This window comes from Plebeiibacterium sediminum (assembly GCF_026013605.1).
Lineage (GTDB): Bacteria > Bacteroidota > Bacteroidia > Bacteroidales > Marinilabiliaceae > Saccharicrinis > Saccharicrinis sediminus.
The window spans coordinates 1-14932 of the sequence record NZ_JAPDPJ010000094.1; the positions used below are offsets into that span (position 1 = coordinate 1).

General features: G+C 34.0%; 8 protein-coding genes. 3 read left to right on the plus strand and 5 right to left on the minus strand.

The window, feature by feature from the left end:
• The first annotated feature begins 54 nt into the window (after positions 1–54).
• The 3 genes from OM075_RS22580 (at position 55) to OM075_RS22590 (ending at position 2757) form a co-directional block, all read left to right on the plus strand.
• Positions 55–384, plus strand: a complete 330-nt coding sequence (locus OM075_RS22580; RefSeq protein WP_301192827.1) for a hypothetical protein — start codon at positions 55–57, stop codon at positions 382–384.
• A gap of 89 nt (positions 385–473) precedes the next feature.
• Positions 474–1538 carry a nucleoid-associated protein gene (locus OM075_RS22585; RefSeq protein WP_301192828.1) on the plus strand — a complete coding sequence of 355 codons (1065 nt, stop codon included), beginning with the start codon at positions 474–476 and terminating at the stop codon, positions 1536–1538.
• The gene (locus tag OM075_RS22590) at positions 1528–2757 is read left to right on the plus strand and encodes a hypothetical protein (RefSeq protein ID WP_301192829.1); all 1230 of its coding nucleotides are present in this window, start codon (positions 1528–1530) and stop codon (positions 2755–2757) included. The genes OM075_RS22585 and OM075_RS22590 overlap by 11 nt, the downstream gene beginning before the upstream one ends.
• Before the next feature lie 1195 nt (positions 2758–3952).
• On the opposite strand, the gene OM075_RS22595 is transcribed toward OM075_RS22590, so the two are convergent.
• The 5 genes from OM075_RS22595 to OM075_RS22615 all read right to left on the minus strand — a co-directional run bounded on the left by OM075_RS22595 (position 3953) and on the right by OM075_RS22615 (position 14766).
• Positions 3953–6613, minus strand: coding sequence for an alpha-L-rhamnosidase-related protein (locus tag OM075_RS22595; protein ID WP_301192830.1), 2661 nt, complete (start codon positions 6611–6613; stop codon positions 3953–3955).
• A gap of 291 nt (positions 6614–6904) precedes the next feature.
• Positions 6905–9403 (minus strand): glycoside hydrolase family 31 protein, encoded by a 2499-nt coding sequence (locus OM075_RS22600; protein ID WP_301192831.1) that lies wholly within the window; start codon positions 9401–9403, stop codon positions 6905–6907.
• 85 nt (positions 9404–9488) lie between these two features.
• The gene (locus OM075_RS22605; protein WP_301192832.1) at positions 9489–11312 is read right to left on the minus strand and encodes an endo-dextranase; all 1824 of its coding nucleotides are present in this window, start codon (positions 11310–11312) and stop codon (positions 9489–9491) included.
• Between the two features lie 427 nt (positions 11313–11739).
• On the minus strand, positions 11740–13251 hold the full coding sequence (locus tag OM075_RS22610) for a SusE domain-containing protein (protein ID WP_301192833.1): 1512 nt from the start codon (positions 13249–13251) through the stop codon (positions 11740–11742).
• Positions 13252–13290: 39 nt separating this feature from the next.
• Positions 13291–14766, minus strand: coding sequence for a RagB/SusD family nutrient uptake outer membrane protein (locus OM075_RS22615; protein ID WP_301192834.1), 1476 nt, complete (start codon positions 14764–14766; stop codon positions 13291–13293).
• Positions 14767–14932 lie beyond the last annotated feature (166 nt).

Genomic DNA, 14932 nt, shown 5'->3' on the forward strand with positions numbered 1-14932 from the left:
TAGGATGAACTCGGTACAAATATAAACTAGAAAAAGCGTTTAAACAAGGTTTTCTTGTATAATTTTAAACTGATAAAATATGCAATTGATATTTCCCTGGGATGGATAGCCGAAACCAATGAGTTTGACGGAAAAATTGATAGACAAGCCGATGTTTATGTTTTTTGTTTGCACACAGAAAAGAATATAAATTTAGATCCAAATCCTTTATCATCAGAGAACTGGCTATTTTATGTTGTCCCTACTGCATTAATAAACGAAAAACTAAAAGATCAGAAAAGCGTAAGGATTTCTACAATTGAAAGTGTTCTTAATTCAAAAAAAACAAGCTATGAAGATCTTAGATCCGAGGTTTTAAAATATAAAGAATACAAAGTAAATTAAAATGAAAAATAAAATTGATGAAAGTCATCAAAATCCAATGTCATATATAATTAATTCATTAAACTAATCTAGCTAAAATTAAATTTGCTATGAGTGATACTAATAACCCTAATGGATTTGTCCAAAAATTAAAAGTAAACAAAATCATAGTGCATCAAATCATTACAGAAATGCACTCAAGTCATGTTGAACTAGAATCATCTAATAGTTTGATGAAGCTATCAGAGAAGGAAGAAACACTTGTTAATGAATTGAATAAAAGATATAAAAAGCATTCAACCTTAACATATGCTATTTTTGATGACAATCCCCAACCTAAAGATTTTCAATTTCTTTTAGATAATTATTTGGATTCATTCGATGATGAAGATTTCATAAGTTTCTCAAATAAATCTATTGAAATACTCAAAAAAGATCTTGAATCTAAAAGTGCTTCAAAAGGTGGATACTTTGTTTTTGTAGATTATGAAATTCGAGATAGATTTATAGGTATTTTCTTGATCCGTAACACTAATGGCCAGATTCTAAAAAAAATAAACGACACTTTTCAAGTTGATGAATTAATGCATATTGATTTTGAAAAACTTGCATTTGGTTGCAGAATAAATCTTAAATCCTATCAAAATGAGGAGTCTAAAGATAGATATCTTGCATTTGTTCAAAATAAAGGTGATTCAACTTCTAAATACTTTTCTGAATGGATTGCCATTAAGAATGAACAAAATAATAAAGTTGATTCTGAAAAATTAATGGATATTTGTACAAAAATTGAAGTACCCAATGATGAAAAAGGCAATCAAATGCGTAGGGATGACTTCATGAAGAATGTTAGTGAATATTGTAGTAATTTAAAAGGACAAAATTTAAACCTTTGGGATCTTGGAAGAAGATTTTACCCCGATGATGAGTATAAAATCATTAACTATGTTGATAACAACAATATTGAAATCAATAGAAATTTCAAACCTGTAATTTCAGTTTTAAACAAATTTTTAAACATTGATGCAGAAGCTGAAAACATTAAAATAAAATTCCCTAAAAAGTATTATAAATCAAAAAAAGTTGAACTTAACAAAGACAAGACATCTGTTATCATTCATAGTACTGAGTTAGCAAAGAAAATATTACAAGAACAATCCAAAGATGAAAATTGATATTATAAATAAGTTTGTGAGTCTTCTTTTAGAGTGTCATCAGTTTACTGGTGATGAAAGATATGAAGATGAGCTTCTTTTTGAATTTCTCGATCCAACATATTATGATTTTCTAGATGAAAATAATTTTACATACACAAAGGTAAGTGAAGGTGCCATATTAAGTCTTGGTAATCTTCCTTTTAATATTTACTTTAATGAACCTCATTTTTATGAAGAAATAGTTAATGCTGATGATGATAAAAATTTTCTAATAATTAATTTTAAAGGCGAAAGTATTTACTTCGATTCTGCTTCAAAAATCATCTTTTCAGATGGAAAAATTAAAAATGATTCTTTTTTTCTTGACAATATTAAAGCATACAAGCTATTTTTCAAATATATAACAAGTTCTATTGGTATAGCTGATTATGTAAATGAACTCGACAAAGAACTAGTTTTTTATAGTTCAACAAAGGGGATATTCACAATTAAATACAATTTAGCTTTTCCAGAACCTATTTTTGAAGAAAACTTATTACCTTTTTATGAAAAGCTAATTAAAGAATTAGAAGCTTTTGATTTCAAACTCTTCTTTATTAGTGAGATCATTAACATGCTTCAGTCTGAAAAATATGAAGATAGAATATATAAATTATTTTTAAAAAGTAGAGAAATATATGATGCAGCAAAAAGGAATTACGAATTAAAATTATCAGGGTTTGACTTTAATAAGCTACGTAATGATCTAAATATTCAAAAAGAAAAATATTTAACTTCTTTACGTGAAATCCTTAAAGACATATCTAAACAAGTTATTGGTGTGCCAATATCAGTAATTGTTGCAGTTTTTGCTGCTGTAAAGATTGATGATTTACAAACAGCTATAGTTATAACTATAATCTTCTTTTTTTTCATTTTATACCAACTATCTCTGGAATTCTACATCTTATCTGATCTTAATGAAATACAATCTGATTTTAATTCAGATATCGATATTATTAGCCGAGAAAAAAGTTTTAATGAAACTGATGTAGATTCCATAAAAAATATTGTAATAGGTAAAATACAACGCATTAAATTAATACTCAGATTAGTACTTACAATAACTTACATTGTATCTCTATCCTATTTTATATTGATTGCACTAAAATACAATTGGTGTATGATATGTTCAACTATAATCTATTTTGTATTAGTTCTAATATCCACATTCTTAACAATAAAACAAAAGCAATAAAAAACATTTCTAAACAGAATTAATTCATTGTTATTAAAATGGAATGAATATTATTACGTTGCTATTACATTCAGTAAACACCATCACTCATTCACCCTTAATACCCTATTTCCCACGCTTCTGTATATAGGGTGTATTCACTCAGGTGACGGCCATTCACTCCCAACACCTCAAAAGTGGCAAACAACTTATCTTGATTGGCGCTTGATTTGTAATCAGTCCTCCACACATCCCAGTATTTTCACATCACTATCGTTCAGTTCAAAAACCGCCTTTAACCCGAATTATGCGTTAAAGGATTGTAATGAGCATTGAAAATACAATAAAACAAGCACTTGGTGAAATGAGGCATAGCATCGTTCTGTTGAATTGAAGCAAGTGAATGAAATGACTTGTTTTGCAGTATTTTCAATGCGTAATAGATTTTTTAACGCATATTTCGGGTTTTACCCAACAGCACTTGCCATTTCTTAATGTACATTTTGCATAGTCAATGGCAAAAGCTGTTTTTACCCACACACTATTTCTCATCCAAAATTCTATTCAATCCATGTTTGCCACTTCCCTACCCTTCTGATGCTGTTTTTGTCAAACCTTTTGCCCAATGGCACTCAATTTACAACTATTGCTGGCGCTTGATTTGTAATCAGCGCCATACACACATTCGGCATTTAAGTCATTCCGCTGTTCGTACCTCACAACTAAAAATGCCTTAAAACTCGAACCACAAGTATACTTGAATCAATCCTACATAGACGAATATCCTATCCTACAAACTGCAATATTTCAATACATTACAAAAACAAACCAAACTAAATTACTCTTAACTTTCACCTATCAATTGACTTATAATATATTGACCTGTTGTCTTTTGACAAAATGCAAAAAATACTGAACGTGATTAACTTTTGATACTAAAACAATGCAAAATGCAGCATACTTAAAAGGTTATTTACAATAATAAAAATCCAAAATTGACTTTCTATAATCACTTAGTTATATTTCAAAATAATCTTTAAAACACATGGTAAAGTAGGACGGTCTTGAAAATCAATTTTTATAAGCAATCTCTGCTAAGGTACTATCTGTATTTTTAAGTAATGCCAACAATTGCTTAAAAATAACGGTTGCTCCTGATGAAACAACCGTCTTACATTAAACGATATATATCCCCGTGCTTATTTTTATATCGCTTCTATCTGTATTTGATAATCCTAATCTGATCAATCAAAGCTTCATTAATTTCACCATCCATATTTGTATTCCATTCTTCTAACACTATTGAGAGATCATTCTTTCCTTTATGCAAGTTTACTTTCACTACATTTGAGTATCCCCAATCTGACCATTCATCAGTTCCTCTTTGAGGCATTACCAAAACTCCATCATAAGCTCCATTTGCATATAAGCTCCTGATACAACAATTATTGTCCGTATTCCAAGGTCCTGTTCCATTGGCATAACGACAATCTATGATATATTCCCCCTCTTCTTCAATAGTGAAATTGAAATTCAATTTTACATTTTCACTTGTGCTGGTTTTAATAAAACCTTGACCATTATAATTGGTATAAGGTAAATTTAATTTTGGATAATATTGTTCTGTTTCAAGAACTACTTTCTGAGGAACCACTTTTATCGGTTCGCTGCTAAAAGATTCATCACCATAACTATTGATGGCTGTTACTGCATACTCAGCAAACACATTGTCAGAAATTTTCATACTTAAAAAATCACCGGACTTTAATAATTCTCCATTTCTATAAACATTATATTTTTCCGCACCTTCTAGAGCTTTCCATTTAATCAACGAATCACTAAGTTCTACCTGCGGATTTGTTGTTGAAAACCGATTCTCCACTAAATTAATACCTGATTTTTCGAATGTATGATTAGCCATTTTGATAAGGATGCTATGCTCTCCTTTTAAAGTTGCAGGAACAAAAGCATTTTCGAGTATTTCGTTATCAAGCATAAAAGATTCTATCTTATTTCCATAACCATCAACTTTAATATTCAGGATTGCATCCCGGTATTTAAAATGAGATAAGGTTCTCACTCCTCCATAAACTTCAGGAATCACAGGAGTAAATTGAATACCGTCAACTGTAAAGTTCATCCCTATAAAAACACGATGAACCATGGCCAAATTGCCTGCCATACTCCATAACATTCGATCAGAATTGATCTCTGTACCTATATAATCACCGTTTTGAGCCACAAAATTTTCATAGTTTGTTAGAAATAAACCTCCGGCCCTGTATATTGCAGCCAAACCATGTTTTAAAACTTCTTCATTTCCTGTTTTAGCCGCAGCCAGATTCCAATACGATTGTACAAAAGGCCAAATTCCATTATTGTGATATGGTGGAATATTCGGAATCTGAGGGTAGATACAGGTAGTACCATATGGAGTTACTGGTGATTTTGAAATTATGGATTTTGCTTTTTCTGTGTCTGCAACATCAAATAAAACAGATAAAGCCTCTCCTAAAGCTTCAAAACGTGGGGATACCAACATAGATGTCCTTCCGTATAAATACTGAGCATAATAGCCCTTATCCTTCATCCATAAATGGTTATTTATGCCTTCTTTAATTTCATCAGCTCTTTTTTCATATTCCTTGTATGGCTCACATAAAAGCTTAGCCATTTCAACCAGGATTTTATGTGCCTGGTAATGCACTACATTGGTTCCCAAATTTTCTGACACGTAGATATCCATGTTTGACATCCATTTAGGATATGTTTGCTCACGCCAATCTAAAAATGATGATTCACCCCTATACATTCCAGTTTCTTTGTCCCTGATGGTTTTATAATCATCATCCAATGTGTTTTTTATCACCTCATAAGCTGTTTTTAACCAATCCTGATCACCGGTAACTTTATATATCTCCCATGCTCCAAGAGCCCAGGTAGTTCGATCGGAAGATACCGGCCATGCACCACCCGATCCTGTATCCTGAATGATCCTGTTGCGTTTAACCTTTTTCAGCAGACTAATTTTAGCCACTTGGGGTTCGTGATAAGCAAAAGCCAACAATGTACTATAACTTACATCACGAGTCCAAACCCCGCCCCACTTAGCTCCGGTACGCAAGGTACTGTCTGCTTCAATATTCATTAAAGCCTCTTCAAGCGATAAATTAAATAATGCATCAACAATCGGCTGCTCCGATTTGTAAGAAGGTTTAGCTGAGATATCAGTAGTAAGTTTCCATTCTTTTGTTTCTGCGCTCCTGGGGTTAAATGGATTTAAAACAACAGTCAGCTCATATATTCCGTCTCCATCCTCATCCTTTAAAGCCAAACCATTTTCCTCCAGATTTGAAAAATCCCACGACAATGGCGCTGAACCGCCTGCAATATAAACACCTTTGAAATCTTCCTTAGCAACACGACTACCATCAAAAGCCTCGTAATAACCTTTCTCTTCAAACTGTTTTAAAACCGGATTCATATCCAAACGAAAGGTATACTCATAATTGGCAGGAAGTTTCGTTCCAGGATCGGTTGGTTGAGAAGGATTATCTGAACCAAATTCTATAACAGGAGATTCATGCTCATTTCCAACTATAATCCAATGATCTGCCCCCGAAACCTTTTCATTATCCTTTTCATTAATACTGAATTTGAAAGTGATTAAACGTGAATAGTTTTCATGCACTAAACTTTGATAGGTAGAAATGATATCTTCAGGTGACTGAACTACAGCCTTATTATTTCCTTGTAAAACACCATCATTGTAAACTGTAAACTGTTCGGACTCATATAAAGTATTATTTTTTTGCTGACAACACGTTAATGTAGTACCAATACAAGCCAGCCCGATTATTTTTTTAATATGCTTCATGTGTTCATTTATTTTGTTTCCTCTTATACAACCCACCTCATCCTTTTTAAATATCTTATTTCCGGATAGATTTATTTTAATTTCTCGCAAAGCAACGCAAAGACGGAACTTACATTTCATATGTCTAAATTAGCTTTTCATTGCCATATGGAACTCCCAAATAACAATCATTCCCCTGTGTAAGAAAGCCTTTTATATTGCTCGTTTCACCTATTTGAGTGAATTAAAACGTAACTAACTCAGTCATGCAAAGCTCGCAAAGCAAAACACTTGCGAATTTTAGGAATTAAGTTACTTTTCTATAGAAATAGTATACTTATCATATCCTTTGGGAATTGCTATTACAAGAATATTTGTCTCTTTATTCCAATTCCATACTGTTTTATTAACCGATTCAAAACGATGATCAGAAAGTTTACCTGCTTTCATTTTTTCTCCATTTATAAATACATTGGCTGGCATGGTATCCAAATATAAATTGTAAAAAACAACCCTATTCTGTAAGAGATAATTGCCAGATTCAGACTCTTTATAGGTTAACTCATAATTTGTTCTTGTAGTTTTACAAACCATCTTGCGTAAACCAAAAACATCACTTTTATAATCATTCGTTACACCATCATCTTCATATACATCGAATGATGCTTTTTTATTTATATCTGCAGGAAACAGATCCACTACCAACGGATAATCAGATTTTTCTTTGATATATTGCATTACTGGTGCCTGAGGAACAAAAGAACCTTTTCTCACAAAAATCGGAACAGTTTCCAACTCTACAGGATAATCAATCCAACTATTGCCATTATAAATTTGGTGCTTATTATTAAAATCAATCCATTCGCCTTTGGGTAAGTATACCTTTTTAAATGCAGCTCCCTCCTCAACAACAGGTGCCACCAACATCTCCTTACCAAACATAAACTGACTGTTCAGATCTGCAACTTCAATATCTTTTGGATATTCAAGCATAAGAGCTCTATCAACAGGGATTCCAGTATCATAAGCTTCGCGCGCATAAGTGTAGATGTAAGGAAATAACTGATATTTCATCTCAATGGCTTTCTTACAGATAGCTTCTGCCTCACTACCAAACAGCCATGGCTCTACGGCATTGTTACCCTCATGGTGAATTCTACTTAGGGGGTTAAACGCCCCAAACTGTAACCATCGAATATATAGTTCGCTTAACTCTTCGTAGTCCTCTATATCACCGCAATACCCTGAAATATCACAACTCCAGAAAGGTATTAATCCCATACCTGCAGACATCATTAAGGGCACCTGGGCTTCTAATTGCTCCCAGCCTTGTGTTACTTCATTGCCATTACCTGAATCACCAGACCAGCCAAAGGTGTAACGTTGCATACCTGCAAATGCAGCTCTTGTCATCTGAAAAATACGAGTATTAGGATTATGCTTTTCAAATTGTTCTGTTACTACTTTATCCCATGTAAATCCATATACATTGTGGATTTCATTATGAGCACCTAAATGATGCTGCATAAATAAACGATCTGTACTCTCTTCGTTGCTCCATGCTGGTTCTCCCATATCTGTCCAAAAACCACGCACCCCGTCATCCAATACTTTTTGCTGATAATTTCCCCACCAATCAGCCACTTCCGGCTTGGTAAAATCCACTACGCCACAATTACCTCCCCAAGGCCATGGCATATCATAAGTTTTGTGTGTTCTTGAATCAATAGCAAAATAGCCCAGGGAATCTGCTTCATTCCATTGTGACTTATTAGCTTGAGAAATCACAGGATCCTGAGAAACAATCACTTTAAAACCTTCAGATTCTAAATCAGAAAGCATCTTTTGTGGATTCTCATAATTACCATCACGCCATTCAAAGTCCTGCAAATTATTAGTCCAACCAATATCCTGATAAATAATATCACAAGGTATCTGACGATCTCGGTAACCCTTAGCAATCTCTCTGGTTAATTCTTCATTGGTTAGCATACCGCGACATTGCGCAAATCCTAATCCCCAGGCTGGTGGCATGATGGGTTTACCTGTTAAATCTTTATATCTACTAATGATTTGTTTGTAGGTAGGTCCGAAAATAAAATAATACAACATCTCTCCTCCTGGTGCAGAAAATGAGTAATAAGATTCGGACTCTGTTCCAAAATCATATTCCGTTTTGTAGGTATTGTCGAAAAAGATACCGTAACCTTCACTGCTCATAAAAAATGGAATACTCTTGTATAAAGGATCCTCTTGCTGCTGATAACACGGCTTATCGCTATTCCACATTTTAAACGAACTACCAATGCGGTTGATATTACCATTTTTCTCTCCAAGCCCATAGATTCTTTCACCAGGCTTTAATGTTTTGTAACTGCTCATTTTTAGAGTGTCAGCCTCAAATCCCTTATTTTTATAATCTTCCATCAATAGCTTTTGCCATTTATCGAAAATACGAATCTGAAATGGAGCTTTATTAATACGAACAATCAAATCACTGGTATATATCTCATAACTTCCGGGCTGTTCAGTAATATTGATGGCTTGCTCTTTATTTCCTTTTAAAATAACAGCAAAGGATTCATTGTTACGAATGAAAGAATCAGTGTCGTACCATATTTTCAGGATTCCTGAATTGATTTGTTCGATTTGAACATCCACATTATTTTGGCAATTAAATATTACAAGATTGTCTTCAACCCTGTATCCCAAACAGTTTCCAGGAGTATAACTTTGGGCATATATATTTAAAGCTCCTGAAAACAAGAAGATAAAGAGATGAAAAATATATTTTCCTGATTTATTATGCATTTCTTTGAATTTTAAAAGATATAGCAATCCCATTTATCAGAATACATGATTCTGAATATTATATTAGTTATTACAATTAAAAGTATTAATACTCCACAACAATCATTGTCCAATATTTTAGTTCGGGCAATGTAAAACTTACATTTTCACCTTCCTGAGCAAAATTGACAGATCGTGCAGCGCCTCCGATTATATCAGGTGAAGCCACCCATATATTTTGAACTTCCTGTTGATTATGTAATGATAATTTAGCGTTTTTAATAAGAGCCGGAGAAGTCTGTATTCCTGAATTATCTCTCCATTCCAATGTAACTGCATCAGAATAATTGATGAGAGAGATCACTTGTTTTTGTCCTGATTTTTTAGCTACAACTGCCACTTCATCTAAATCTGCAGGCCAGTTGCTCAAATTCATTTTTCCATCCAATGAACTTATGGATACAGAATTAAAGCTTCCTCCATCCCTTAATAAATTCTGATAACCAACCAGAAAATCATAGTATGAGACCAATGACTTTTTTAGATCTTCTTTCATGGTCAGGTTATTATTTGGAAAATACTCTTTTCCCAACATATGTTCTCCCAACTCAAGATGCGAACCTCCGTAAGCAAAAATAACGGCATCAGTCATTAACACAGCTGGCGTATTAAAATATCCTTCTTGATCTGCCAAATCATAATTCATATAGGCAGCCAAAACGGTATTTTTTTCGTTTCCACCGTAAACATCATTCTGTCTGATAATACTTGTCAAATCATCATAGCTGTTATTAGGATCCCAAACTTCAGTATATAAAAAGTCTGTTGAAGCATTAGCAATTCCCATCTGACCATATTGATTGACAGCATTCATTACATTGTACTTATCCTGCTGACCTGATTTTATTGCATTAATAAAAGGTTCAAAAGTCTGGGATAAGTTTAATTGTATGCCATCATAGTTATAGACAGTTCCTCTATCTCCTAATTGATCCATATGAAAGCCGTCAAAATCAAGATATTGATATACTACATCATTTTCGTTCTTATAATAATTTTGCCATGATGTATTTGAAGGATCCAACACGTACAAACTACTTAAAAACGGACTTCCCAATGGATGATAATCTATATTACTATGTGCATTATCTTTAAACACATACCATTTTCTATCTACGCCATCATTCGCAGCATCATCCCATGCTCCATAAATCAGATTGTAGTACATAGCCTTCATATTATGGTTATGTGCTTCATTGATATAACCTGTTACCGTACTTAAATAAACATCTTTATTAATGATATCTTTCCAGGAATCCAATGGTTGAGAATTTTCAACAGGTAAAGGTTTATGATGTTTATTGTGCCAATCGTAAAACTGAATTCCGTTAATATGATGCCTGTTTAGATTTTCTATAACATCAGCTATTTGTGGAGATTCTAACTGCGAATAATCAGAAAGGAACCCATATCTTGGAAATTTAGTCCACTCTGATGAAACATCCACACCTATCACTGCCTGAATGGTCTCCTCTGTATTTTCAGTACTGTACACTTCTGCAACATATCCTTTAAAATCCTCAGCAGGAGTTGTCCACGACCAGGTATTAGTATTTAAAGTAACATCTGAAAGAACTTCATTTAAATATTTATATCTCACTTTTAAAGATGCAGGCAAATTATCCAATGAAAGTGTAAAGTGAACTTCTTCTCCGGGTGCATAACAAGCTTTATCTGTGGTTATGTATTGATTACTATATACGGGTGTAATTTCATTTACAGGTGCTTCTGGTATTACATCTTCAGGTATTTCTTTATCCTTTGAGTCATTGCAAGCCATTAATGCTGCAAATAATACAATTGCTATAAAATATTTATATGAAAACATTATTTGAGTTTTTAAAGAAGTTGTCTTAAGTTTTAATTTCATAGGAAAATAGCTTTTAAAATAATTTTTCAATTCAAAACAGCTTTTCTTATTTATTCATCTCTTAATTGCTCAAGCCGCAAGGCTCCCACTTTTTTATTTGCATAAAAATATCAAAGCGCTCATGATACGCTTCGCTTAATTCTACAGTCAAAAAAGTGGGCAAAAAGTCCGCCGACTGCAGCACTCGCTTACCCACTACGTCTTGTTGATGAGACAGAAAGAACTCCCTGCGGTCAAACAGCTTTAGTTCACTAAAACTGATTTATTTCGGAGTTCATGATTTTCGCTTCGCTCCAATTCTGTCTTTTCATCAACTTCAACTTGTGGGTCCCAAGCTACGTTGCTGAGGTCGGTTGCTCAACCTGCAACATCGGCTTGTTTAAAGGGATTTCCCTGATTAAAACCATTAAGACAACCCAAATCTATTTTATTGTTTTGTAATCGCCATTACTTCATTATCAAGGTCAATGGTAATTTCATATGTACCCGCATCTCCACTTGACAATTTCCATTTGTTATCTGGTCCGTCGCATCCATGAGTTATAATATAACTGGTATTTGATAAGGATTGACTTTCTGTGGCTGCATTAATCCAATCTCCATTGCACCAGTCACCTTTAAACTTAGAGATCTTAAATTCACCCTCAGCATTATCAGCACCCAGTTCACCATTAAAAGTATAAACTCCATTACTGTAAGTAAAAGGCTCAGGTGTTCCGATATTCCATCCATTAGGACCACCATCTCCAATTAAATAAAGCATTACTTTCTCAAACTTGACTGTGTTATCAAACAAATTAATTGTAATCAGATATCTTCCTGCAGTTTCATCGGTTACTACCCATTTACAATCATTACCATTACATCCCTGATTAATTACATAATCAGTAGCATCCAATGTTTGATTATCCTGTGAAGCTACAAACCAGTCACCATCGCACCAATCGCCCTGATAAGTTGAAAACTTAAGGTTACCAGTATTTAGAGGTCCTTCATAAGTAAATACAAAAGGATCATCGGCATCTTGAGTAAATGCTTCAGGTGAACCAATGTTCCATCCGCTTAAAGAAGCATCTCCAACAATATATAATTCGGTGTATGCCGGTCCTACTTGTTTTTCAATAGAGATTGTCAAATCCAACAAATTCACAGTTACTACATATGGCGATCCTTCCAGAACCTCCCATTGAACATCATCACCACTACCTCCTTCGTTATAAACCATTAATTCAGCATCATCAGGATTTTGCGTATAAAAATCCTGACACCAACATTCATCAGTACTGACTGGAAATTTAAAATTTCCCGGACTTAACTGACCTTCATAAGTAAAAATCCATGGTTCTTCATCGTCGCCTGTCATTTCTATTGCGTCAGCAATATTCCAACCAGCTGAAGTTGCATCACCAACGATGTATAAAGATTCAGAAACAGGCTTATAAGTTTGTACTGAGAAAGAAACAACTGAAGAAACATCATCTTCAACAGACTCATCAGCCACTTTTGCAGTTACTCTGGCTTCCAGATTAAGTGATTCACCAGGTAAAACACCCCATAATTCGGTTACCATGTCATTCAGGTCTTCAACTGTCAGACTTTTTTCATACACCTGTTTACCGAAGTCATAAACTTTAGCTGAAGCAAAATCATTACCTGCTTTATCTATTTCAAAAACATAAGAAATAGAAGCTCCGGTTCCCTGGTTACTACCAGTTGTCCAGTTAAAAGTAATAGCTGAATTAGAATAATCAACTTGTTCAAGAACTAAGGCATCTGCAGAAGCAGAGATGGAGATTAGCTCTCCATTTGATACTTCTGCATCGTACTCCTCCTGGCAGGCAGACAATAGAAAAACAAGTATTAGTGTCGTAAAAGTAAACCATCCCATAGTCCACCTATACAATCTGGTATATGATATATTATTTAGTATTTGTGTCATCTCTTTAGCTTTTTAAGTTTGTAATCATAATCCGGTAAATTAATAACCTGAATTTTGAGTTAAATTAGGATTGTTATCAATCTCTTTTTGTGGTATAGGAAATAAAAGATGCTTTGTAGTAGCATTGGTTTTTCCAATGGAATGCAAGAAATCCAATCCCCATTGACCATCATCCACACGAATCATATCAAACCATCTTTGACCTTCAAAAGCCAACTCAACTCTTCTTTCGTGTAATACAACTTCCTTAAACTCATCTTTAGTTAATCCGGAAACATTATCTAATCCTGCTCTTTTTCTAACTTTATTTAATGGCGTATAAGCCTCTGATGTTCTGTTCAGATTGTTTAAAGCTTCAGCTTTCATTAACAGCACATCGGCATATCTCAACACAGGAAAGTTCATTGGACTGTTATCGTAAGTTTCGGCAACATCTTTAGTAACTAAAAATTTGCGCAGATTATAACCTGTTGACGAATAAATCGGATCGTAATCCATGCCATCAAACTGTGGGGCACCATCGTAAAAAACAGTTACATCTTTTCTCAAATCACCATCTTCATAGGTGCTCATAAATTCTGAAGTAGGCTGATTCCATCCCCAGCCTCCGGCCACCATATTTGATCCTCGTGGTCCGGTAAAAGTACTTAACCATGAAGCCTGATTTTCGTTAGACCAAAAATCCTCACCTGCATTACTTGTGTATTGAACTTCGAAAAGAGATTCAATAGAATTCTTATTATATACATCAAAGTTCTGTTCATATTGAAGATTTAAATCGTATCCTAACGTTTCCACTTCATCAGCAAGATCAACCACTTTTTGCCATTCTTCCAAAGTAAGGTAGACTTTAGCCAATAATCCTGTAGCTGCACCTGTAGTTGCTCTTCCTAAATCACTGGATGAATAGGTTGATTTTTGAGGTAACAAATCTTTTGCCTCAGTTAAGTCAGAAATAATCTGTTCATAAACAACCGCTTTATCTGTTCTTTTAGGACGAAGATTATCACCGGGTTCCTGAGGTGTCAGAATCAAAGGAACATCACCAAAATATCTGACTAAAATAAAGTAGTACAACCCTCTTAAAAAATAAGCTTCACCCAATACTCTGTTCTTCAAATCCTCATCAATATCCATAGAAGGAACATTTTGTAAAACCAGGTTTGCTCTTAAAATTCCGGGAGCAGGACCTCTCCATAAATCCAACACACCGGGATTATCTGTTGCAGTTACAAAATTCGACATATCCTGCGTTTCACGACCATCATCACCACCACCGGCTCCAACAATACTGTTACCTGCCATGATATCAGAAGTCCACATACGCATATTATACAATTTAGGCCATTGCAATGGTTGGTATGCTCCGTTAATTGCATTAATTGCATCTTCATCCGTTTGCCAATAATTTGCCGTATTGATCGAATCCTCAGGCGATTTCTCAAGAAAATCCTTTCCGCAGGAAACTGCCATGAGTGCTATAATTATAATTGATATATACTTTAGATATTTCATTTTTTTCCTGATTTAATTTTAGAAACTGATATTTGCACCAATACTAATAGTTCTGGTTAGTGGATATACGCTGTTGAACTAAACCTCCTACGTCGGTAGACAAGGAGGTTTAGACGGTAAATTACCGCATCTTTGTATTGTAATTTTAATAAACTGATTAAAGATG